The organism is Chryseobacterium sp. D764 (genome assembly GCF_019317325.1).
GTDB lineage: Bacteria > Bacteroidota > Bacteroidia > Flavobacteriales > Weeksellaceae > Chryseobacterium.
Map to the genome: position 1 here is coordinate 3,622,981 of NZ_CP079219.1, position 25,100 is coordinate 3,648,080.

The 25,100-nt window shown below is 34.7% G+C and carries 20 protein-coding genes; 7 read left to right on the forward strand and 13 right to left on the reverse strand.

The window, feature by feature from the left end; all coding sequences use genetic code 11:
• The 12 genes from KYG33_RS16460 to KYG33_RS16515 all read right to left on the reverse strand — a co-directional run bounded on the left by KYG33_RS16460 (position 1) and on the right by KYG33_RS16515 (position 11,354).
• Positions 1–897, reverse strand: a complete 897-nt coding sequence (locus tag KYG33_RS16460; protein WP_175627177.1) for a glycosyltransferase family 2 protein — start codon at positions 895–897, stop codon at positions 1–3.
• Position 898: 1 nt separating this feature from the next.
• Complete coding sequence (locus tag KYG33_RS16465) at positions 899–1,999, reverse strand: DegT/DnrJ/EryC1/StrS family aminotransferase (protein ID WP_219072085.1); 1,101 nt, start codon at positions 1,997–1,999, stop codon at positions 899–901.
• Positions 2,000–2,005: 6 nt separating this feature from the next.
• Positions 2,006–2,713: a class I SAM-dependent methyltransferase gene (locus KYG33_RS16470; protein WP_180565009.1), complete on the reverse strand. Its 708-nt coding sequence runs from the start codon at positions 2,711–2,713 to the stop codon at positions 2,006–2,008.
• Complete coding sequence (locus KYG33_RS16475) at positions 2,700–3,329, reverse strand: HAD family hydrolase (protein ID WP_077413516.1); 630 nt, start codon at positions 3,327–3,329, stop codon at positions 2,700–2,702. Before KYG33_RS16475 ends, KYG33_RS16470 begins: the two co-directional genes overlap by 14 nt.
• Before the next feature lies 1 nt (position 3,330).
• Positions 3,331–4,218, reverse strand: a complete 888-nt coding sequence (locus KYG33_RS16480; RefSeq protein WP_219072086.1) for an NAD-dependent epimerase/dehydratase family protein — start codon at positions 4,216–4,218, stop codon at positions 3,331–3,333.
• Positions 4,219–5,286, reverse strand: a complete 1,068-nt coding sequence (locus KYG33_RS16485) for a carboxylate--amine ligase (protein ID WP_077413518.1) — start codon at positions 5,284–5,286, stop codon at positions 4,219–4,221. It lies immediately after the preceding gene.
• Positions 5,283–5,684: a sugar 3,4-ketoisomerase gene (locus KYG33_RS16490; protein WP_077413519.1), complete on the reverse strand. Its 402-nt coding sequence runs from the start codon at positions 5,682–5,684 to the stop codon at positions 5,283–5,285. The genes KYG33_RS16485 and KYG33_RS16490 overlap by 4 nt, the downstream gene beginning before the upstream one ends.
• A gap of 8 nt (positions 5,685–5,692) precedes the next feature.
• Positions 5,693–6,946, reverse strand: coding sequence for a polysaccharide ABC transporter ATP-binding protein (locus KYG33_RS16495; protein WP_077413520.1), 1,254 nt, complete (start codon positions 6,944–6,946; stop codon positions 5,693–5,695).
• Between the two features lie 34 nt (positions 6,947–6,980).
• Positions 6,981–7,829: an ABC transporter permease gene (locus KYG33_RS16500; RefSeq protein ID WP_077413521.1), complete on the reverse strand. Its 849-nt coding sequence runs from the start codon at positions 7,827–7,829 to the stop codon at positions 6,981–6,983.
• A gap of 174 nt (positions 7,830–8,003) precedes the next feature.
• A complete protein-coding gene (gene rfbA, locus KYG33_RS16505; RefSeq protein ID WP_077413522.1) occupies positions 8,004–8,867 on the reverse strand; it encodes a glucose-1-phosphate thymidylyltransferase RfbA in 864 nt (287 codons plus the stop codon).
• An 89-nt stretch (positions 8,868–8,956) separates the two neighbouring features.
• Positions 8,957–10,036, reverse strand: a complete 1,080-nt coding sequence (gene rfbB / locus KYG33_RS16510) for a dTDP-glucose 4,6-dehydratase (RefSeq protein ID WP_180565011.1) — start codon at positions 10,034–10,036, stop codon at positions 8,957–8,959.
• Between the two features lie 4 nt (positions 10,037–10,040).
• On the reverse strand, positions 10,041–11,354 hold the full coding sequence (locus KYG33_RS16515) for a UDP-glucose dehydrogenase family protein (RefSeq protein WP_219072087.1): 1,314 nt from the start codon (positions 11,352–11,354) through the stop codon (positions 10,041–10,043).
• Positions 11,355–11,569: 215 nt separating this feature from the next.
• On the opposite strand from KYG33_RS16515, the gene rimP reads away from it, so the two are divergent.
• The 6 genes from rimP to KYG33_RS16545 all read left to right on the forward strand — a co-directional run bounded on the left by rimP (position 11,570) and on the right by KYG33_RS16545 (position 21,954).
• On the forward strand, positions 11,570–12,037 hold the full coding sequence (gene rimP / locus KYG33_RS16520) for a ribosome assembly cofactor RimP (RefSeq protein ID WP_077413525.1): 468 nt from the start codon (positions 11,570–11,572) through the stop codon (positions 12,035–12,037).
• 16 nt (positions 12,038–12,053) lie between these two features.
• The gene (nusA, locus tag KYG33_RS16525; protein WP_047097519.1) at positions 12,054–13,289 is read left to right on the forward strand and encodes a transcription termination factor NusA; all 1,236 of its coding nucleotides are present in this window, start codon (positions 12,054–12,056) and stop codon (positions 13,287–13,289) included.
• A gap of 76 nt (positions 13,290–13,365) precedes the next feature.
• Positions 13,366–16,356 carry a translation initiation factor IF-2 gene (gene infB / locus KYG33_RS16530; protein ID WP_219072088.1) on the forward strand — a complete coding sequence of 997 codons (2,991 nt, stop codon included), beginning with the start codon at positions 13,366–13,368 and terminating at the stop codon, positions 16,354–16,356.
• Positions 16,357–16,661: 305 nt separating this feature from the next.
• Positions 16,662–19,586 (forward strand): SusC/RagA family TonB-linked outer membrane protein, encoded by a 2,925-nt coding sequence (locus tag KYG33_RS16535; protein ID WP_180565013.1) that lies wholly within the window; start codon positions 16,662–16,664, stop codon positions 19,584–19,586.
• Between the two features lie 14 nt (positions 19,587–19,600).
• Positions 19,601–21,133, forward strand: coding sequence for a RagB/SusD family nutrient uptake outer membrane protein (locus tag KYG33_RS16540; RefSeq protein ID WP_180565014.1), 1,533 nt, complete (start codon positions 19,601–19,603; stop codon positions 21,131–21,133).
• 20 nt (positions 21,134–21,153) lie between these two features.
• Complete coding sequence (locus KYG33_RS16545) at positions 21,154–21,954, forward strand: hypothetical protein (RefSeq protein WP_180565015.1); 801 nt, start codon at positions 21,154–21,156, stop codon at positions 21,952–21,954.
• A gap of 295 nt (positions 21,955–22,249) precedes the next feature.
• Here the strand turns inward: KYG33_RS16545 and KYG33_RS16550 are convergent, their stop codons facing one another.
• Positions 22,250–22,912: a hypothetical protein gene (locus tag KYG33_RS16550; RefSeq protein WP_219072089.1), complete on the reverse strand. Its 663-nt coding sequence runs from the start codon at positions 22,910–22,912 to the stop codon at positions 22,250–22,252.
• A gap of 241 nt (positions 22,913–23,153) precedes the next feature.
• Between KYG33_RS16550 and KYG33_RS16555 the strand changes: the two genes are divergently transcribed.
• Positions 23,154–25,091: a putative porin gene (locus KYG33_RS16555; RefSeq protein ID WP_180565017.1), complete on the forward strand. Its 1,938-nt coding sequence runs from the start codon at positions 23,154–23,156 to the stop codon at positions 25,089–25,091.
• The last annotated feature ends 9 nt before the right edge of the window (positions 25,092–25,100 follow it).

Below are 25,100 nucleotides of genomic sequence, written 5' to 3' on the forward strand. Positions count from 1 at the left end.
TTAAATCATTTTATTTAAAAATTTATACAACGGAACCGGAATTTTATACTGTATTGCAATACTTAATCTTTTTACATTGAAAGGGTATTTCTTGTAGGCTTCAGTGTATTGTGAAGGCAGTTTTTCTCCAGAAAAATAATATTTCTGTGTGATACCATTTATTTTATTTTTTAGATCACCTTCTTTATCAAACATCATTTGAAGCATCACGTTTTCAATTTCAATTCTGTCTGCTTTTATTTTTGAAATATTTTCCTGGTGTAATCTGTAATATGCCAGTTTTTCAGGGATGTAACCAATTAAATACTTTTCATTTATTTTTAACCAGCGATAATAATCTTCAGCAATAAACATTGAGTCATATTCACCGGTTTCAATAATTGCTTCTGTTCTTATCAATGTAGTCAGACCTGCAATTCTGTTATTTTTTATCAGTTCTTTTCTGAAAATATAGGGATCAACTTCTCCTAATGCATCATAATCTGCTATATCTTCTCCAATACGGCTGTTTTCATCTATTATATTGGTATTGGTATGAATCATGGCATATTCTTTTCCTAAAGATTCAATTTTAGCAACAGTCTTTTCTAAGAACTCAGGATGCAGGTAATCATCTGCTGAAATGATTTTTATATATTTTCCTTTTGCAAGCTTAATACATTCATTCAACATTGTTGCCAGACCTGTGTTTTTGGTATGGAAGTTTTTTTCTGCAGAATAACTATTATCATTTAACCAACGCTCAAAAACTTCAACGGAATTATCAGGCGAGACATCATCACCCAGAATAAGCTGAATGTTTTTATAGGTTTGATTTTTTACACTATCTAAATTTTCCTTGATATATTGGGAATGATTATAGGCTGTGACAATAACTGTAACTAGAGGCTGTTCCATATTAATACTCATTTAAGGCATTAATGATGTTTATCACTTCATGCTCTTCTAACACAGAAGATATAGGTAAGCTCAGTACTTCCTCATGTATCAGTTCACTGATAGGAAAAGAAAGTTCATTCATTTCTTTGTAAGCTTCCTGTTGATGGGGAGGGATAGGGTAGTGAATGATAGTCTGAATACCTTTTTCTGTTAAATAGGTTTGAAGTAGATCACGGTTTTCTGTTCTTATGACAAAAACATGCCATACATGCTCTTTTTCATCTGAAGGGTTTTCAGGAAGGATGATTTTGGAATTTTTTATTCCTTCGATAAATAATTTTGCAATTCTTCTTCTTGCTTCATTTTCATCTTCAATATATTTCAGTTTAACATCTAAAACAGCTGCCTGAAGTTCATCTAATCTGGAATTTAATCCTTTGTAAATATTAATATATTTTTGGTTTGAGCCATAATTTCCTAAAGCACGGATCGTTTCGGATAATTGTTTGTCATTTGTTGTGACTGCTCCTGCGTCTCCCAGAGCTCCCAGATTTTTTCCGGGATAAAAACTGAACCCTGCGGCGTCTCCAAGATTTCCTGATTTAATGTTATTCCATTCGGCACCTATAGCCTGGGCATTGTCTTCTACAATTTTTAATTTATATTTTTCAGCAATACTTTTCAGTTTTTCTGAGAAAACAATTCTGCCCTGAAGATGAACTATTAAAATGGCTTTTGTCTTATCAGTAATCTTTTCTTCTATTTTTGAAATATTAATATTGTAAGTATTAAGCTCGGGTTCTACTAAAACGGGAACTAATCCATTGTCTGACAAAGCCAGAATGGAAGCAATATAGGTATTGGAAGGGACAATTACTTCGTCACCGGGTTTCATATAACCCAGTTCGATATAAGCCCGAAAAATAAGACGAAGCGCATCCAGTCCGTTTGCTACCCCTATTGCATATTCTGAACCAATATAACCGGCTAAATTGGTTTCAAAATTTTTAATTTCGTTTCCTAATAAATACCATCCGCTTCTGAACACTTCCAGAAGTTTGTTTTCTATTTCCTGTTGGTATTTCAAATTTACTTTTTGAAGATCTAAAAACTTAATCATTTCTTTTTATTTTGAACATGCCACATATATTTCAGCGCAATGGTGAGGAAATTTTTTTCCTAATTTATAAAATCCGTCTATCATAGCTTCATTCCAATTATTTTCAATTTGCCCATTTGAAACAGGTTTAAAGAAAATGCCGCCCTCATCCACTATTTTATAACCGGCCTTTGTAATGTCATCTTTTAAAGTATCCAAATCATATACTCTGTAGTGTCCTAATTCATGGTCTCTTTGATTCAATTCATATTCGCTGTTTAATAATCCCATCTCTACTGCGGCTAATCTGTGGATAGACTTTGCGTTAGGCACTGAAATTAAAAATACACCACTATCGGATAACCAGGAAGATATAATTTTTAAAACTTCAACAGGATTTTCAATATGTTCGAGGACATGGCTCATTATTATAGTATCAAACTTTTTATCTGTTTTAAACTCTTCAAAATAGGAGTTATGTTTTGTAATATTTGGATAATCAGGAATTTGATTTAATAAATCTTGAGAGCCTTCAACCAAATCCAAAGATGAAAAGTCATTAATCAGATATTTGGTCATATGTCCTAAGGCAGGTCCTAATTCCAAAGCAGATTCTCCTTTAAAATAAGGTTTTAAACTTAAGTAATTCAATTCTGTTAACTTAAAATCAAAATCAAGAAAAGAGCTGTTATAGAATTGTGCTGAATCCTGCACTTTATTTTTATAATTTTCCATTTGTAATTTTATCTATTTTTAAATCAAGAACAGTATTTATAATTATGTCTGGCTGATAGGGGAGTAAGCTTTCTTTACTTAGAAAACCGGAAAGTACGGCGGCTGTTTTCATCCCTAATAATTTGCCTGTTTGAATATCTTTTCCTGTATCTCCAATAAACCAGTCTTCAGGAGTTATCTGAACTGCATTTTTAATTAAATCATGTTTTTCCTGTTGCTGTTGGGTTACTAAAACTTTCGTGAAAATATTTTCCCAACCGAATGATTTTACCTGTTCCAGAGCAATGCTTTCAGACTGACGGGCTGTAACAACAAACAGGGTATAGTTTTTAGACAGGTTTATGAGTAAGTCTACTATTCCTTCAAAAGGAGTATCTAATTTCAACCATTTTTCTAATTCAATTTCCGACATCCATTTTTTCTCAAAATCGCTGTATTGCTCGCTGGAATAATTAAATTTAGAAAGTAGAATTTCTTTATGACTTTTTTTACCCCGCTTTAAAGTCCAATATTCATCAAAAGACAATTCCGAAGTGGGAACTAATGACTGAAACAAGTGGTATAGCCTAGGCCGGGAATCAATTAAAGTACCATCAAGGTCAAAAAAAATATTCATATTATTTTTTATTTTTTTTCATGTACTCAAACTCTTCTTTTAGCCCTTCTTCAAGAGAGGTTTCTTTTTGTAGCAAAAATTCATTCATTTTTGAACTGTCGAATACAAAGTCTCTTCCTTTTTTTTCAGCAGGTATTTTTTCTATTGTTACGTCTTTGTTAGAAATGAATTTTATTGTATTTACCAAATCATTGATAGAAATAGAACGATTTCCGACTAAGTTTATAACTCCTATATCTTTTAGTTGAATAGAATCTACAATAGCTTTAACGATATCTTTAATATAAATAAAAGAGCGCAATTCTTCTCCTGTGCCCCAGATCTGAATTGGCTTTTCTGCTAAAATATTATGTATTGTTGCAGGAATTATTTTCTGATAAGCCTCTTCTCCCGGACCGTACACATGGCCTATCCTTAAAATTTGAACGGATTTATTATGCTCTTTCCCCCAACTTTCCACCATCTTTTCTGAATATAGCTTAGAATGGCCGTACAATGAAGCCGGTTTTTCTAAAGTACTCTCAGAAATAATGTTCTCATTATCATAGACATCAAGTGTACTAAGGTAAATGAATTTTTTTATATGAGGTAAAGTAGCACTTAATAGTTTATCTGTGTTAAATATATTTGAATTGGATAATTGAATATTATTGGCTTCACTTCCTTTTTTGGGGGTGAAAGCTCCTGCATGAATTATTGTTTCAATATACTGAAACCCATTTTTTAAAAAAAAATCGCTTTCGAACTGATAGTTGTTGTGTAACAAATATCTACATTCTGATATAGGTTGAGAAGTTAGACACACAACATTATCCCTACCGTATTTTTCAATCAATAGCGGAAGTAAATGTTTTCCTATAAATCCCGAAGCTCCCGTTAAAAGTAACATTTATAAATTTTTTATTCGTTGCTGTATCTGAATATCGGTCATTAATTTGGGTTGAGTGTCCATCCCCCTTAGCCACATTAGCCCATCCTGTAATGGATTTATTTTTTTACTTAATTGGGGAAATTCATTATATAAAGCAATGTCTTTAAATATCTCAGGCATGTTTAATCCTGCTTCGGTAAAAAATAATACCGTTGTAAAGAATCTTGAAATATTGATTTCTGTAGGATTAGGCACTCCATTTTTGTCATAAGCCATATCTACCCCGAAAATGCCATGAGGCTTATCCGAAACTGCCTTTATGGTAGCTATTGATATTCTGTCTATTTCAGGATCTGAGTAGGTCTGGCCTACTTTTGTAACACCTGTAACCCCGGAAACAGTTCTGTTTCCATGAGTCCATCCTTTTCTTAATCTTGTCTGAGCGACTACCAATTCGCCTTCATGCCAAATGGAGAGCCATGTTACCGTGTCTGGAGTAAGCATTTCTGCTGCGACAAAGTCTCCCCACCCGTTATATCGGTCAATCCACCCTTTGGCAAACGAAAAATCATTAGTAGGCAGGGCGCCTTTACCTCCTCCTCCAATAGATGAAGCTCTTAGCCATATGTTTCCATCCTTATCTCCTAAATCTGAAAACGCTTTTTTTAGATCTTCTTCATTATTGATCATGATGTTTTCTGGAACTGTTACACCGGCTTCCCTGCATTTTAAATAGGTTTTATATTTATGAACACAGGTGTCTATTACTTCATGCGATGGCATAAACGTTTTAGTGCCGGTAGAATGAATGTCTTCTCTGATTATGGAGGCATGATAAATCTCCAGATCATTTTGAAAATGTATTAAATCAGGTTTTTCCTGATTCAGTATTTGTAATAATGACGCTTTATAATCTGGCTGATTGGCATAAGGTATATAGGATACTTCATGTGCATTGGAGAGTATCAGATCTGTAGGCTCACTGCCCATCCCAATTATTCTCTCCTTTTTCGAGCTTAGAAGAAGTGAGTTGATGACTCCTTCAGAGGGAGCGCCGCCTGCACCGGCAATTAATATTTTAATCATTCTATGAGTTTTTGAAATTCGTGGTAATCCCTTATATAATCGTCTTCAGTATATGGCAGAGATGCTAAACATAAAAGCACTGCATTATGTGAAAACTTGATATCTCTCCATACCAATTTGGGGATGTATATACCTTTAGATGGGTTATTCAGAACAAAACTTTCTTTATGTCCATCTTTATTTTCTGTGTTAAATTCTATAATACCTGAAACAGCGAATATTAATTGTTCAAGATTTTTATGAGCATGACCTCCTCTTATTACATCCTGAGGTGTATAATAAGTCCAGTATACACGCTTAATTTCAAAAGGTATATTTTTTAAATTTTCAGCGACTGTAATGAAGCCTAATGAAGAATCACCTATTTTTTCTAAATCAAAATATTGAACTTTTTCCATTAAATAATTTATTTTACGATGTAATTAAAATCAGGTCTGATAATTCCGGGTAATACATTGATATTTTTACCCATTTTTACATTTTCAACTTCAAAACCTATTATTTCGTTGGCTACAAAAAGAGGGATTCTTTGATCTTCTCCAAACATGAGTTTGAAATAATAATTACCCGTATTGAGTAAGTGTGGTGGGATTTCGAATTCTACAACATATTCTTTTTTCTGAGAATCATTTTGAGTAGTAATGGGAGCCCCTGTATGGAAAACTACCGCTTCTTCATATGTTCTCAGCTCAAAAGTTGTATCAATATTGATATTTTCTTTGAAATTATAAAATCTAAGCAGGATTTTAATCCCTGATTCTATATCTAAAAACTGTCCTTTTGTAGGTTTAACAGAAAATTCTAATATTTTGATATTTTCATTTCCTAAAGCTGTTTCCAACGGCCCTTCATGAAGGTAAATTGATTGCTTCTCAGAGCTTTTCTGATATTCTGCAATGGTATCTAAAATACCTCCGCTATATGTTAACTGCCCTTGGTGAAGTAAAATTCCGGATGAACAAAGCTCTTTTATTGCAGTCATATTATGGCTTACAAATAAGATGGTTCTTCCTTCTCCTTTGGTGACATCATTCATCTTTCCAAGGCATTTTTTCTGAAAGTCTGCATCACCCACTGCTAAAACCTCGTCAACGATTAAAATCTCAGATTCTAAGTGAGCTGCTACAGCAAACGCAAGGCGAACATACATTCCCGAAGAATATCTTTTAACAGGAGTATCAATATATCTCTCAACACCAGAAAAATCTACAATTTCATCAAATTTTCTCTTGATTTCTTTTCTTGTCATTCCTAAAATAGCACCATTGAGAAAAACATTTTCCCGTCCTGTCATTTCAGGATGAAATCCTGTTCCTACTTCCAATAGAGAAGCAATTCTTCCATTGGTATAAATCTTACCTGTCGTAGGTTTTGTAACTTTACTTAAAACCTTTAACAGTGTTGATTTTCCTGCACCGTTTCTTCCGATAATTCCTACAGCATCTCCCTTTTCGATTTCAAAATCGATATCACGGAGAGACCATACATATTCAGAGTCTCCCTTGGTTGTTCTGTCATTGGTTTCTCCAATTTTCAAATAAGGATCTTCCTTTCCTCTTATTTTATACCAGAACCTGTTGAGATCATGAGACAGTGTTCCTGTACCGACTTGTCCCAGACGGTATTGTTTAGATATGTTTTCTGCTTTTAAAGCTAGCATGTTTTTTTAATTTAAATTTTTAAACAGGAAATAATTACACCGTATCCATAAAGGTTTTTTCAACTTTATTGAATACAACAATTCCTATCATCAAAAGGATAAGAATAATAATAGTACTAATTCCCAGCATAGCGGGAGAAAAGTCTCCAACACCGATCCAAGCGTATTTAAAACATTCAAAAATACCGGTTAAGGGGTTGTAATATGCTAATTTTTTGAAGAATCCTGGTAATGAGGAGGCAGGATATATTACTGGAGTTGCATACATATACAAGCTTACCCCAAAACCTAATAGCATTGCCAAATCTTTATATTTCGTAGTGAGTGAAGAAAATATCATTCCAACACCTAATGCAAAAAGAGCCATCAGGAATATAAGAAAAGGGGTTGCAAGAATCCAGATGTTAGGATGGGCTTCTCCTTTATAGTAATAATAAGCCCACGCAAGGATGAATAGAATAAACTGTACTCCAAACCTCATAAGGTTAGAGATGACGATTGACAATGGGGTAACCAGTCTTGGAAAATATACTTTTCCGAAAATTCCGGCATTTCCTGTAAAAGTGGAGGATGTAGCCAGTAAAGAGGCAGAAAAATAATTCCAAAGAGTAACGCCGGCCAGATAAAAAAGAAGAGGTGGTGCTCCATCTGTTGGGAGTTTCGCAATTCTTCCAAAAATAACCAGATATACGATGGTTGTTAGAATGGGATTGATAAAAAACCATATAGGTCCTAAAATAGTCTGCTTAAAACTGGATATAAAATCTCTCTTTACAAACATATAGACAAGATCTTTGTATTTCCAGACTTCTTTTAGCTTCAAGTCAAATAACGAATGATTTGCACCAATCGTCTCAGTCCACTTCTGTTGTGGTTCATTCATCTGTGTAAGTTTTTGCAAATTTATAATAATTAATTCTTACCGTATCTTTTCGTTTATAAATTTTCATGATAAATAAAACTAAAAATCAACAACTAATATATTGATAATTGATGGTATGAACAAAAACTATTGGCCATAAAGCCAATAGTCTATGATTTTTATAAATTATTTTTGTTATTTCCCGATAAGTTGTTTCAGATATTCACCATAGCCGCTTTTGCCATATTTTACCGCAGTTTCAAGCAGTTTTTCTTCATTAATGAATTTATTCCTGAACGCTATTTCTTCAATACAGCCGATTTTAAACCCTTGTCTTTTTTCTATAACACTTACAAATTCTGAAGCGTCATGAAGAGAGTCAAAAGTTCCGGTGTCCAGCCATGCAGTACCTCTGTCAAGAACTGCAACCTCAAGCTTTTCATTTTTTAAATAGACGTTGTTGATATCAGTAATTTCCAACTCGCCTCTTGCAGAAGGCTTGATGTTTTTAGCAATTTCTACCACATCGTTATCATAAAAATAAAGACCCGGTACTGCATAATTTGACTTAGGATTTATAGGTTTTTCTTCAATAGAAACTGCCTTTAAATCTTTATCAAATTCTACAACCCCATATCTTTCGGGGTCAGCAACGTGATAGGCAAAAACAACTCCTCCATTCGGGTTGGTTTTATTTTTCAGTAAAGTTCCCATTTCGGAACCGTAGAAAATATTATCACCTAATACCAGTGCAGCAGAATCATTGCCGATAAACTGGTCTCCCAAAATAAATGCCTGCGCTAAACCATCAGGGCTTGGCTGTACAACATATTCTATATTACAGCCAATTTGAGAACCATCTCCCAAAAGTTTGATAAACCCGGCCTGGTCGTGTGGGGTAGTAATGATTAGGATATCCTTGATTCCGGCTAAAAGAAGTGTGGAAAGCGGATAATAGATCATTGGTTTGTCATAAACAGGCATCAGCTGCTTGCTTACGGCAATGGTTAGAGGGTAAAGTCTTGTTCCGGAACCTCCGGCTAATATTATTCCTTTCATTTGGTGGTGCGTATTACGCTTATTTCTTTTGTGTTATAAATTGATTTTATTTTGCTATTTCTGGATTGTCCCTTCAATAGCTAAGACCTTTAGCTGTATTGTTTGTTGTAGTAATCCTGATAATTTCCTGAAGTTACATTTTCAAGCCATTCTTTATTTTCAAGATACCAGTCAATCGTTTTTCCCAGCCCTTCTTCAAAAGTTACCGAAGGTTTCCAGCCTAAGTCCTTATTTAGTTTCGTGGCATCAATAGCATAGCGCTTGTCATGGCCAGGTCTGTCCTTTACAAAAGTGATCAGTTTTTCAGAATAGCCTTCCGGTTTTTCTAGTTTAGCATCCATTTGCTTGATCAGTTCTTTTACAAGATCAATATTCTGCCACTCATTGAATCCTCCGATATTGTAAGTCTCACCAGTTTTTGCTTCATTGAAAATCTGATGAATTGCTTTGGCGTGATCAATTACAAATAACCAGTCTCTCGTATATTTCCCATCACCATAAATAGGAAGAGGTCTTTCGTTGATAATATTTGAGATGCAAAGAGGAATAAGTTTTTCCGGAAAATGATTGGGTCCATAATTGTTTGAACAATTAGAAACGATGAACGGCATTCCGTAAGTATTTCCATAAGCTCTTACCAAATGATCAGAAGCTGCTTTTGAAGCAGAATATGGAGATTGGGGGTCGTATGAAGTTGTTTCTAAAAAGAATCCGGTTTCACCCAAACTTCCATATACTTCATCAGTGGAAATATGGTAGAAAAGGTTGGTTCTTTTTTCATCCGGGAATCTGCCATGGGTGTGGTCAGGGTTTAATGTCCAGAACTCTTTACAAAGATTCAGAAGATTGGCTGTTCCGTTTACATTGGTGTTAATAAACGCCATTGGATCTGTAATACTTCTGTCTACATGACTTTCTGCCGCCAAATGTACTACAGCATCGGGATTATATTTTTCAAAAACCTTTCTGAGTTCTTCCGGGTTTGTGATGTCTGCTTTTTCGAAAACGTAATTGGGTTCATTTTCAATGTCCTTTAAGTTTTCAAGATTTCCGGCGTAGGTGAGGGCATCAAGATTGATGATCTTTGTATCCGGATTGTTTTTTACAAATTCTCTTACAACATGGGAGCCGATGAATCCGGCACCTCCTGTAATGATAATGTTTTTCATTTATTTATTTTGAGATGGTCTTTCTTCCTATACTTTTATAATGAAATCCGTTTTGTTCAGGGATTTCCAATGGATACATATTTCTGCCGTCGAAAATGGCTTTGTTTTTCATTTTTTTAGCCATAAGCTCAAAATTAGGATTTTTAAACTCCGGCCATTCGGTGGCGATAAATAATGCATCAACGCCTTCCAATGCGTCATACATTCCTTTGGCATATTGTATTTTGCTGCCAAGGAGTTTCTGGACATTGCTTTCGGCAACGGCGTCATAAGCTATAATCTCTGCGCCCTTTTCTAATAAAAGAGCAATGTTGTCTAAAGATGAAGCCTCTCTGATATCATCTGTATTTGCTTTGAAGGCAAGTCCCCACATGGCAATTTTCTTTCCTTTTATAGTACCACCGAAATACTTTTCGATTTCAGACACTAAAATTACTTTTTGTGTGGTGTTTACATTTTCAGTAGCTTCCAGGATCTGGAAATTAAAATCTTCCTGTTTCCCGGATTTGATAAGAGCTTTTACATCTTTAGGAAAACAGCTTCCTCCATATCCGATTCCCGGGAATAAGAATCTATGCCCAATTCTGTCATCACTACCCATTCCCAGTCTTACCTTATCTACATCTGCACCTACTTTTTCGCAGTAGTTTGCAATTTCGTTCATAAAGGTAATCTTTACGGCTAAAAATGAGTTCGCAGCATATTTTGTAAGCTCCGATGATTTCTCATCCATAAAGATGATTGGAATTCCCGTATTGGTAAAAGGCTGGTAGATTTTAGACATAATGTCTTTTGCTTTTTCTGAGCTGGCACCTACAACTACTCTTGAGGGATTCATAGAGTCTTCAACGGCAAAACCTTCTCTTAAAAATTCAGGATTTGAAACTACATCAAAAGGGAGGTTTGTTTTGGAAGCGATTGTTTCTCTTACCCTGTCCGCTGTTCCTACGGGAACAGTACTTTTATTGACAACAACTTTGTATTCTGTCATCATCTCACCAATGTTGTTGGCTACCTGAAGTACATAAGATAAATCTGCAGAACCGTCTTCTCCCGGAGGAGTTGGTAATGCCAGATATATGACTTCGCTTTTATCTAAGGCTTCTTTAAGATCGGTGGTGAAAAATAATCTTTCAGACTGAATGTTTCTTAAAAACATCTCTTCAAGGTTAGGCTCATAGATGGGAACAATGCCGTTTTTCAAACCTTCTACTTTTTTTTCATCAATATCAACACAGTATACTGAATTGCCAAGTTCTGCCAGAGTAGTTCCTGTAACTAGCCCCACATAACCTGTTCCTACAATCGTTATATTCAAAATGTTTGTTTTTAAATTCTAAAGACAAAAGTAATAAAAATCCTGTGACATATTCTTTTAATTTATTGTAAATGAATCTGTCGCTATTTGCTTGATACTTAAGATAATTTTGTGTTTTTGGAAAAAATGCGTATATTTGCAATGGATTTACGGGAAAAAATGGGAAGGCTTCGGAAGAAAGCCTTTTTTCGTACTGTAAATCAAGATAAAATTATATGGAGTTTAGAAAAAGAATTGACGAATTGTTAAATGAATTCCTTGAGACCAGAAAAGATCTGTTTCTTATTGATCTTAAAATTTCTGCAGGGGATGATATTACAGTGATTTTAGATGGTGATAACGGAGTTTCGCTGCAGGACTGCCTTGATGCAAGCCGTGCAATAGAATTCAATATGGATCGTGAAGAGCATGACTTCAGTCTTCAGGTGATGTCTGCGGGATTGAGCGAACCATTATCCACACCAAGACAGTTCGGTAAAAACATTGGAAGAGAGATTGAGGTAATGCTGGAAGATTCTTCCAAAATAGAAGGAGAATTGTCAAAAGTAGATGATGAAAAGATCACGCTTACTTTGCGTTATCGTAAGCCGAAAGATATCGGAAAAGGAAAAGTAGATGTAGAAGAGGAGAAGGAGATTCCTTACTCCGAAATCAAGAAAGCATTAGTAGTAATTAAATTTTAAAAAGAAAAAAGAATAGATGGATAATATAGCGTTGATTGAATCCTTTGGTGATTTTAAAGACGAAAAGGGGATCAGTAAAATTGATCTTATGGCAATTATTGAAGATTCACTGAAGACTCTTTTGAGAAAAAGATTTGATTCGGATGATCATTTTGATGTGATTGTAAACCCAGATAAAGGAGATTTTCAGATATTTTTAAATAAAACAATTGTAGAGGACGAAATGTCTGAAGATGATGATTTGGAAATTGAAATTTCTGAAGCAAAGAAGATTGATCCTACCTTTGAAGTAGGTGAGGACTTTACAATGGAAATTCCTGTTGCACAGTTGGGAAGAAGAAATATTCTTACCCTTAAGCAGATTCTGGCTACAAAACTTCAGGAGCACAATAATGCAATGCTGTACGAGCAGTTTAGAGATAAAATTGGGGAAATAGTTGTAGGAGAAATCCACCATATCCGTCATAAGCACGTGATTTTGCTGGATGATGAAGGAAATGAATTTATTTTACCAAAAGAAAACCAGATCCCATCCGATTTCTTTAAAAAGGGTGAGAATATCAGAGCTATTGTTGAAACAGTAGACTTTAAAGGTTCTAAACCACAGATTATTATTTCCAGAACTGCACCTAAATTCCTTGAGAAATTATTAGAGCTGGAAATTCCTGAGATCCAGGACGGAACAATTATGCTGAAAAAGGTAGTAAGAATTCCTGGTGAAAAGGCGAAGATTGCAGTAGATGCTTATGATGACAGAATTGATCCGGTAGGTGCCTGTGTAGGTGTTAAAGGATCCAGAATTCATGGGGTTGTAAGAGAGTTGAGAAATGAGAACATCGATGTTATTCAGTGGTCTAAAAACCCTGAAATTTTGGTGAAGAGAGCTTTAGGAAATGTTACTGTCAATAAAATTGACATCAATGAGGATCAAAACTATGCATTAGTATATACTCCTGTTGAAGAGATTTCTAAAGTAATTGGAAAACAAGGACAGAATATTAGACTGGCTTCTTGGTTGTCAGGATATGAAATTGATGTATACAGAGAGTCCAGCGAGGATGACGATGTTGAATTGAGAGAATTTAATGACGATATCGAGCAGTGGATTTTGGATGAGTTTAAGAAAGTAGGACTTACAACTGCAAAATCAGTATTAGATAAAGAAACTGAAAGTCTTTTAAATATGGTAGACCTTGAAGAAGAAACAATCGAAGAGGTAAAACGTATTTTGAGAGAAGAATTTGAAGATTAAGATTTAAATAAATTTTAATAAACAGTAAAAAGGAAATACTTTAATTTTAAAAATTAAAAAACAGTAAATAATATAGATGCCAAAAATTAGATTAAATAAAGCGGTTAAGGAATTCAACATTTCGATGTCCAGATTAGTAGAGTTTTTACAATCAAAGGGTATTGAAGTTGAAAGCAATCCTAACGCTCAATTGGAAGAATCGGCATATTCTGCATTGGAAGCTGAGTTTGCTAAAGACGGCGAACAACGAAAAGCTTCCCATGAGGTGGTGATCACTAAAGTTCCGGAAGAAAAACTGGAAATTGAAGAAAAGAAAACCCCTGAAGTGATAAGAGCTAAAGCAAATAAACCAGAAACTAGAATTTTAGGTAAAATAGATCTAGAACCTAAGAAGCCTGAAGTTGAGGAAGCTCCTGCAGCTCCTGTGGCTCCTGTTGCAACACCGGTTGAAGAAAAGAAAGAAGAAATCGTGAAAGAAGAACAGCCGGAAGTTAAAACAGCTCCTGAAAAACAGGAATTCAAAGTTTTGGATAAGATTGATTTGTCTCAAATAGAATCTAGAAACAGACCTGTGAAAAAAGACAAGCCAAAAATGGAGGAGAAAAAAGAAGAAGTGAAACCTGTGGAAACAGTAAAAGAAACTCCAAAACCAGCTGTTGTGGAGGAGAAAAAAGTGGAAACTCCAAAAGCGGCTGAGGCTGAACCTGAATCTCAGGAGCCTCAGAAAATTGAAACAGTATATCAGAAACTTGACGGTCCTAAGATCGTTGGAGAAAAGATCGACTTGACTCAATTTGCACCAAAACCAGGTTCTGGAGCAAAAAAGAAAAGAAAGAGAATTGAAAAACCTGGTGGCCAAAACAACCAACAAGGTCAGGGGAATAATCAAAACTCAGGAAATAATAACAACAACCAAGGTGGTCAAGGCCAAGGTGGAAACCGTCCGCATAACAACAATGGTGGACAGGGTGGCCAAGGTGGAAACCGTCAGGGTCAAGGTGGCCAAGGAAACCGTCCACAAGGTCAAGGTGGTCAAGGAGGAAACCGTTTTGGAAACAACCAAGGTGGAGGAAACCGTCCTCAAGGTCAAGGTGGTGGCTTCAAGAAAGGAGGCCAGAACAATAGACCTGGACAAAGAGTTATGCCAGTTGAGCTGACTGACGAGCAAGTTAAGAACCAGATCAAAGAAACACTAGAAAAACTTACTAATAAAGGAGGTAAATCTAAATCTGCAAAACACAGAAAAGACAAAAGAACTTTCCGTAGAGAGCAGGATGAGCGTCAGCAGGAGCTTGAGGCACAAGACAGAACTCTTAAAGTAACAGAATTCATCACTGTAGGTGAATTGGCAAGTTTGATGAACGTTTCTCCAACTGAAGTAATTTCTGCTTGTTTCTCACTAGGTGTAATGGTTACCATGAACCAAAGACTTGAAGCTGATACTTTATTATTGGTAGCAGACGAGTTTGGTTATAAAATTGAATTCTCGGATGCTGACCTTGAAGAAAGTGACAGCGAAGATGAAATCGACAGTGAAGAAAGCTTAGTATCAAGAGCGCCAGTAGTTACTGTAATGGGACACGTTGACCACGGTAAAACTTCATTATTGGATTATGTTAGAAAAACTAACGTAATTGCAGGTGAATCTGGAGGTATTACTCAGCACATCGGTGCTTATAACGTGAAACTGGAAAACGGTCAGAGAATTACATTCTTAGATACTCCTGGTCACGAAGCCTTTACAGCAATGAGAGCGAGAGGTGCACAAATCACGGATATTGCAATTATTGTAATTGCTGCTGATGATGATGTAATGCCACAAACGAAAGAAGCAATTGCTCACGCCCAGGCTGCACAGGTACCAATGATTATTGCAATCAATAAAGTTGATAAGCCAAATGCAAACCCTGATAACATTCGTCAACAGCTTTCAGGCTTAAACCCTCCGGTTTTAGTTGAAGAATGGGGTGGAAATGTTCAGGCGCAGGAAATTTCAGCTAAGTTTGGTAATAATGTAGACGTATTATTGGAAAAAGTTTTATTACAGGCTGAAATGCTTGAACTAAAAGCGAATCCTGATCGTTCTGCAAATGGTGTTGTTATTGAAGCATCTTTAGATAAAGGTAGAGGATATGTTGCTACCATGTTAGTACAAACCGGAACATTAAGAGTAGGAGACTATGTAGTAGCTGGTAAAAATCATGGTAAAGTAAAAGCATTACTTGATGAAAGAGGTAAAAACCTTAATGAAGCTGGACCTTCAATTCCTGCAACAATCTTAGGTTTAGATGGAGCGCCAACTGCTGGTGATAAATTCCGTGTATATGCTGACGAAAGTGAAGGTAAGGCTATTGCCAACAAGAGAGAACAGCTTCAGAGAGAACTTTCTATCAGAACGAAAAAACATACAACGCTTGAAGAATTAGGTAGACGTATTGCTTTAGGAGAATTCAAAGAATTGAATATTATTCTTAAAGGTGACGTGGATGGTTCTGTGGAAGCACTTTCTGATCAGTTACAAAGATTGTCAACAGAGGAGATCAGCGTAAAAATCCTTCACTCAGGTGTAGGACAGATTACGGAATCTGATATCAATTTAGCAGCAGCATCAGATGCGATTATCATTGGATTTAATGTAAGAGCAGGTGCTAATGCCAAAGAGCTTGCAGACCGTGAGGAAATTGAAATCAGAACATACTCTGTAATCTATAAAGCAATAGATGAGGTAAAAGAAGCAATGGAAGGAATGCTTTCTCCGGAAATTCAGGAGCAGGTAATTGGTAATGTTGAAATCCGTGAGGTATTCAAGATTTCTAAGGTTGGTTCAATTGCCGGATGTATGGTTCTTACCGGAAAAGTTACAAGACAATCGAAAGTACGTCTGTTAAGAGATGGTATTGTTAAATTTGACGGTGAACTTGAAAGCTTGAAGCGTTTCAAAGACGATGTTAAAGAAGTCACAAAAGGCTACGAATGTGGTCTGAACCTGAAAGGTTATAATGATATCGAAATCGGAGATATTCTTGAAGTTTACGAAGAAGTAGCTGTTAAGAAGAAACTGAAATAAATATATCCTAAATATGTGAAAACCACTTTTTTATAAAGTGGTTTTTTTATTTTTTATACTCAATTAATTTATAATGATTCTAAATAATTTTTTTTGAATTATTAATAATTTGTTAAAATGAATTTGGTCTGTAAAAAAATTATTTTTTATTGAATAAAAACCATCTATTATTATTGAATCCTATTTAATTTGCGTTATTTTCAAATAAAATATTAAAAAAAACCACTGTTTAAACAGTGGTTTAATTTGTGGATGTTAATATTTATTAACATATTTGCCCATTAAATATATTAAAATTTGTTAATATGAATGTTAAATTACGTGTATTGACAGCTGGTGTGCTGTTTTTTACAGGCCAGGCTGCGTTTGCTCAAAAAAAGGCAAGCGACACTATTAAGCCAAAAGCGGCAAAAGAAACAAAAATTGAAGAGGTAGTTGTACTTGGATATAGTAAAGTATCTACAAAAGCAAAAGACGTAACAGCTTCTACAACTGTTACTGCAGAAAAATTTGAAAATCGTCCTACAACGTCATTTTTGAACTCTTTGCAAGGTGAAGCGCCTGGTTTGACAATTAACTCAACATCAGGTCAACCTGGATCTGGGAAAATTGATGTAATCATTAGAGGGGTAGGGTCTTTAAGCGCAGGATCTGAACCATTATATGTTATTGATGGTATTATTTCTAATGCGACCCAATACAGAAACTTAAATGATAGTGACATAGAATCTGCTTCTATTCTTAAAGATGCTGCTGCAACTTCTATCTATGGTAACAGAGCTGCAAATGGGGTGATTGTTATTAATACTAAAAGAGGTAAGTATAACTCACCAATGAGATTCTCATATAATGGATTTACAGGAGTGAGCTTTTTACCAAAGACAGACTATAACATGTCTAATACCCAGCAAGCGCTGACATTAGAGAAAAGAGCAGGTGCTGGATTAGGGGCTACACTTACCGATGCACAGATAAACAGCTATGCAGTGAATACTGATTGGAGAAAAGTTTTCTTTAATGCAGGTTTTACACAAAAGCATGACGTAGCAATGACAGTAGGGGGACAAAATGTAAATTTATATTCATCCCTAGGATATTTTGATCAAACAGGTATTGTATCTAATGTTTCTGATTTTAAGAGATTTACTTTTAGAAATAATTTAAATGGTAAGTCAGATAATGGTAAATTTACTTATGGAGCCCAAGTTGCATTATCATTTTCAAAAAGACATCAGCTTGATGAAGAAACTAATGCTAATATAAGCAACAACTCTATTCAAAACCCATTGCATGGTGCTAATGCAGGATTACCATATTTGCAATCCGGACTTTATCAAAATGGACAGCAACTATATAATGCTATAGGGACTAATTTTGATGGAGGAAAAAATATTTATTCTCTTGAAGATGTACTAAGAAAAGGTTCAATGCCAAATGAAAGAACCGAAACAGGTATTATTGCGAATATTAATTTAGGATATAAATTAACTGATTATTTAACACTTAACCATAAATCAGGGGTAGATTATAAATATCAAGAAACTAATTTTGCGAGAGCTCCTTGGAACTATTTAGCGATAGCAACAGCTGCATCTACAGCGAATACTACTGTAAATCCGAATCCATTTGGTGGTATTGAAGATTTTGCAAAAACAAGAGAGTTTAACTATAACGCTATTACTAGTTTAAACTTTAACAAAACTTTTGGAGATAAACATACTATTAATGGAGGTGTTTATTTAGATTATCTTAAAATTATTTATAACGGTACATCTCAAAGAAGAACAGGTTTGAACCCTATAAACTGGGTCTTTGGAGCAGGGACAGGTTATGTTGACCCTGTATACTATGCTAACCCAAGTGGTGGTTCACCTATTGTTTATTATGTACCAACTGCTTCAGCAAATAAAATTAAAGCAGGCGCTTTAGCTTATTTTGCAACTGTAGATTATGACTATGATAGTAAATATGGGGTAAGTGCATTGGTGAGAAGAGATGGATCATACAGATTTGTTTCTGATAACAAGTGGGCTACATTTTGGTCAGTTGCAGGTAGATGGAACATCGATAAAGAAAACTTTATGCAAGGATCTATATTCGATATGTTGAAATTAAGAGTTTCTTATGGTGAGCAAGGTAACCAAAACATTATTGCTGTATCTGCAGGTAGTAACCCAATGCTAGTGGGGACTAACCTTGTTAGAGATACTTACTTAGCAGGTACTGGTTATAATAATATCGCAGGGGCCTTAGGAGTAGGAGTATTTGCTAATCCTGATGTAAAATGGGAAAGGCTTGCACAGACTAACATTGGTTTAGATTTCAGAATGCTGAATAGGAAACTGGAAGGTAATATTGATGTTTATGATAAAACAACAAAAGATCTATACAATGATATTAACTTATCTGCGGTTACAGGAACAACTTCTATTAAAGGTAATAATGGTAAGCTTCAAAACAGAGGTATTGAAGTCTTATTAAGATATAACATTATTCAGAGTGAGAGTACAAAACTTTCAATATATGGTAATACTGCCTATAATAAGAACAAGATTTTATCTTTAGTTAAGGATGATAATGCCGGAACAAATAGAAATGTTGTTGGTGGGCCTATTGATCAGTGGTTTCTTGCCCCTTATTTAGGAGTTAATCCCGCGAATGGGCAGGCTCTTTATGAAGATATTAATGGTAATCCAACTGAAACTATTAATAACACAACAGATGCAAGAGCTACAGGTAAGAATATGTTCCCTGTGTGGAGTGGAGGATTTGGTTTCAACTTTGAGTATAAAGGTGTTTTTGTTGATGCTCACTTTACCTATCAAGCAGATGTTTGGAAATATGATAATGCGATGGCATGGTTATATGATCCATCAAGTATTGGTACTTGGAACCAGTCAGCAGATATGCTTAATGCCTGGTCTCCTACTAACTTGAACGGAGATATTCCTTCTTTAACAGCAACCAATCTTCAGTTAGCTGATTATTCAGATAGATTTTTAAAAGACGCATCATTCGTAAGATTAAAGAATCTTTCCGTTGGATATAGTTTACCAAAATCAGTTCTTCAAAATACCTTTGTTAGAGGTATGAAGGTATTTGTTCAAGCTGAAAACTTACTTACATGGACAAAATGGAGAGGATATGATCCAGAACCAAATTTTGCATATTCTTTATCGGTTTATCCAAATATGAAAACAGTGAGTTTAGGTGCAAATATTGAATTTTAAAAAAAAGTTATAAAATGAAAAAAATCAAATATTTAATATATGGTGTTGCGATAGCTTTCTCTCTGTCATCTTGTAAGGATGCAATTGATATCGTACAAGATGGAGAATTGACGGAACAGGTAGCACTTCAAAGGGTTTCCGATTTAAGATCTTTTTTAAATGGAAATATATATACTTCATATGACACTGGCAATGAAATACAATTAACATCGGCATTTACTGATGAAGTAGGTATTACACCAGGAAACTCAGGTTGGTATTTTGCTGAGCACAGATATATTTTAAATAGTGCTACTGCACAGGTAACAGGCGTTTGGGTAAACAGCTATCTTACAATTAACCGTGTTAACAGGCTGTTGAGAGCTGCCACTACGATAACTCCAAAATCAGGTGAAGAAGCAGAGTATAACTCTATTTTAGCTGAAGCAAGGACTATGAGAGCACTCGCGTATTTAAGATTAGAATCTTATTTTACTACAAATATGGCTGATGATAGTGCATTAGGTGTAATTTGGGTAGAAGGAGTTCCTGAAATTGATTCTCAACTTCCAAGAGTAACTAATGGAGAAATTTATGCTAAGATTGAGAGTGATCTAAATTTTGCTGAAACGAATCTTAAACCTGGAAATTCATACTTTTTTGTAACAAATAATCTAATTAATGCTATTAGAGCTAGAATGTATTCATACAGAGAAAAGTATACACTAGCAAAACAGTATGCACAAGCTGTTATTAATGCAGGTGGAGCATTAACTATAGCAACCCCTATGCCTGCAAATCCGGGAAGTACTGCATTCAATTCAGCTTTCTATTCAGCTTCAACTGCAAACCCATATAGAAAAATGTGGGTAGATGCAGCTCAAGGAGAAACTATTTTTGCACTTAGTAGACCTTCAGCAGGCTCTTGGAGCAATGTGGCAAATCTTTTTACTACTAATACCACGGATCTTAATGGTTCTCCTTTATTAGATATGGGACGGAACTTATTTAATTTAATGGATCCTGCTTATGATGTTAGAAGATGGGCATTTATTGATCCTACTTCTTTAGTTAGTGCAACATATGATACAGATGCAGACTACAGATTTACGGATGTCTTGGTTATCGATAAATACCCGGGTAAAGGTAATACACCGCTTAGAAATGATTTGAAAATATTCAGACTTTCTGAAATGTACTTAATCCTTGCTGAGGCTGCAGTTGCAGAAAATAATTTAACTGATGCAGCTCTGAATGTTAAGAAAGTAAGGGATGCAAGAAGATTTGCTGGTACAGCACCTGCATTATCTTATTCCTCTCAAAAAGAAGCTTACCGTGATATATTAAAAGAGAGACGAGTTGAGTTTTGTTTTGAAGGCTTTAGGTATGTTGACTTAAGAAGATTAGGTAAAGCTAATAAAGCAGATATAAGCATTGATAGAAGTCATACAGATGATATTGTAAGCACACCTCTTACTTTAAGTATTACGGATTACAGATGGACATTTCCTATCCCACAATCTGAAGTATTAGGTAACCCGTCTATTGTTCAAAATCCTGGTTATTAATTTTATCAAAGTTATAGAAAATGAAAAATATATTTAAATTTCTTTCGGTTTTAATTGTTTTTGGCCTTACAGTAGTGGCATGTAAATACGACGATGAGCCGACATATGAAGGAAACTCTTTATTGGAGTTTGACAAAACAGAACAAACGGCATTTGTTGTTCTGAATAAAAATAGTGCTGATTATTTGGTTACTTATGGTGTTCTTAAAGCTGTAGATGGAGATCACAATGTTGAGCTAGTATTTGATGCTAGTAAATCTACTGCTGTTTTAGGAACTGACTTCACGATTGTTGAGGGAACTGACGTTCTAAAATCAGGAAGCATATTGGGTGATTTTAAAATTAAAGTAACAGAAACTGCAGCTGAGGCTGGAAAAGTTGCTGTTTTTAAACTTAAATCGGGTACTCTTGGTAATGCTATATTCAATCAGGAGGTAGTCGTTAATTTTAAAATGTCTTGTCCATTAACAAACTTCCCTTTGACTTATGATGTAGATGTTATCGCATTTGGAGATAATGCTCCTTCTCATCAGCAGGTGTTCACTCCTGTAGCAGGCACAGATAATCAGTTTAAAGTTAATTCATCATGGGGTCCAACATTTGTTGCTTGGGCTACTGAAGATCCAAGTTACAATAACCAATATCTTCACCCAGGGGTAATTACTATCAACTGTAGGACTGCTACATTTAAAAGTGATGTGTCATATGGTAAAGGTGGTACAGGTACATATGATCCAAATACAGGAATTATAGATATTGTAGTAGGGCAATCATTATTTAGTAATCCATTTACTGCAAGATGTATTTTTAAACCCCACTAATATTTATATTTGATTATAGAAATATTATAGTCATCTGAAATAAAAAAAACAACCATTCCTTAGGAGTGGTTGTTTTTTTATAGCTTTTAAAAGATGTATTTACATGCTATAGAAGAAAAAGTTAAAGACTCAAAATTAGACAACTGATGATATAGAGAATTTGTTTATGATCTACTTCATTTTTTGATGTGTGATTTTACAAAATTAAAAAATAAAAAGACCATGCTGTTTAACAGCTGGTCTTTGTTTTAGTATAACTATTTATAAAGTTCTTTTTTAGAAGTAGGAAATAATATTACTGTTGGTTCAGAAAATTAACTAATTTTATTAAATCTTCTTCTTTATCAACTTTTATTTTATTTGATTTTAGAAAGCTGTTCAAAACATCTTTTTTATCTGGAAGTTGAGACGCTAAATCTTTTGTTGATTTAAAATTTCCAATAAGCCGATCATTGGTTTTAATATAATATGCCGGTTCCATGTTTCTAAACTTCGCTGGTTGATCTGCTTGATAAGGTGTAGGTGCAGGAACAAAATCTATAAACTTTGTTTTAAGTTTTTTGTAAAGAGCATATTTACCTTTTACAATCTCAAAATAATATCCTGTTGAGTCTAACAAAACGAGTACATATTTTGAATTTTTAAATACAATTTTTGAAAAGGTATCCGTTTTAGGTAAGACCATTATCTCTTCATTTTTCTTGAATTCTACTTCGTCCTTATAGATATTATATCTTACTAAAACATCTTCATAACTCGTAGATACTGATGCCATTGAAAATTGCTTATCAAAATAGGCGCTTCCTTCTATTTCATCGTAAGTCAATTTGTCAGATTTTTTACTACCTATTACTGAGTTATTACTGGGTACAAGCCCAGTACCATATAGGGATAGTAATGTCTGTGAATTATAATTTGAACAGATGAATAAAAATAACAAAATTGGAACGGTCTTCATAAAATAATGGTTAGTTTTGTTTGTGAATGTACAAAATAATTTTAAGAAAATGAGTATTTTTGACTTGATTTAAAGTCATTTTATAAAAACAATTGCAAGTTTAAAATTAACTAAATAAAGAGTTAAGTGAATTAGTTTACTGGGTTTTTAGAAAAAATTAGTCGAGTTCCAAATAAAGTGTAAGTTGCTTTTACTTATTACTTTCCTTTTATTTCTTATTTTTGCTGTACAATAATGAATAATGAAGTACATCCTTTTCATACTCTTCTCTTTAAGTTTTGTAGCAAGGGCTCAGGTCGTTAATAAAGCTGAGACCAAGCCTCAACCCAAAAAAGAAGACACTCTTGTGATAGATTCCGGGAAGAAAGATTCCCTGAAAATCTTTAAGCCTACTATTAATGATTACCAGTATCAGACTCAGTTTTCTGAAAAGAAAGTTTTTGATACCGTAATGACTTTTGATAAAACCTACATCTTTTCACAACAAAATAATAAAGATAACTTCGGTAGAGTACAGACTGCCAATATAGGATCGGGATTCAATCCTCTGGTATTTGAGGTGAATGATGAACAGAATCTTTCCTTACTGCCATCCAATAAATCTTATATGATTATTGGAGCAAATGATGTGAAATACTATGATGTAAAAACACCTACCGCTACATTTTTATACCATAATGCAATGCGAAACGGGGCGGCGCTAACCTCTACTTACACTCAAAATATTGGGAAAAGATTCAATTTTGCTCTTGAATATATGGGACTTCGCTCTCAGGGACTTTACAGAAACTCATTAGCGGCAAATAACAATACCTTATTTTCAGGTCATTATACTTCAAAAAGTGGAAACTATGAAATTTTCGCTCACTATCTTCACCAGAATGTAAACAATCAGGAAAGTGGAGGTATTACAGAAGATAATCTGTTTATGAATGGTGACAGTAATTACAGCAACAGACAAAATGCTCAGGTAAACCTGGCATCAAGCAGCTCACAGTTTTCTTACAGAAGATACTACCTGAGTCATCAGTTCAGCCCATTCAATTCCGGGAAATTTCCATTCAGTATAAGACATATTATTTCTCATCAGGGGAATAAATATTACTATAATCAAACAGCTTTGGAGCCTTATTGGTATGATGCTCCTACTGAGTTGGTTAACGGCTTTCCACTCACCACAAAAAAATATTCTGAAAACTTCAGCAATACAGTTAGCTTGATTTTTAATAATGAAAAATTCAAACTGGATGCTGGTGTGCGTTATCAGATGATCAAATTGGGAATAAGAGATGTTGTTGCCCTTAATGGCGTTCCTTTTCCTGGTGAGCTTAAAGAAAACAGAATCGGAGCTGTAGGAAATCTACAGGTAAAACTTTGGGATAAAATTCAATTGAACTCATTCCTGGAATTTTCAAACGGAAACCAGTTTAAAAGCTACCTGAAAACAACCAATAATCTGAAGTTCGAACCTATTAAAGATTATTTCGTTAATGCTAAAGTAAATTTCCAAAGTGCCTATCCATCATTCAATTACTTATTGAATACTTCTGTTTACAATAATTTCAATTATTATCTTGAAAATGCAAAGAACCAGTCTGTAATGGAAGTGGGGGGAAGTATCAATTTGAAATGGTTTAAAACAGAGATTTTTGCCAATTATTTCAGAATAGATAACTATACTTATTTTGACAGCAATGGAAGCCCGAAACAAAGTGATAATTCTGTGAATATCTCTCAGATCGGAGGTGATGCTACATTCAGTTTCAACAAATTCCATCTGAATACCAGAGTGCATTTCCAAAATACTTTAACGAATAAAGAATTGCTTCCTATGCCAAGCTTTATTGGTAGAGCTAATTTCTTTTACCAGACACAAGCATTCAAAAAAGCAGCGGAAATTCAGGCAGGTATTAAAGTTTATTACTTCTCTAAATTTGCTTCAAGAGATTATTTCCCTGTTCTTAATGAATATATCCTTCCCAGAGCAGATTCATTTTCAATTGGAGGGCAGCCTATCGCCGATATCTATATCAATATGAAGGTGAAAAAAATGTTCTTTTTCATAGAAGGTCAGCAGATAGGAACTGTTATTTCCAATAACAAAGCATATGCATTTCCACATTATCCGGTATATGATTTCAGATTGAATATCGGAATTGTGTGGTATTTGTTCAACTAAAAACTGTAC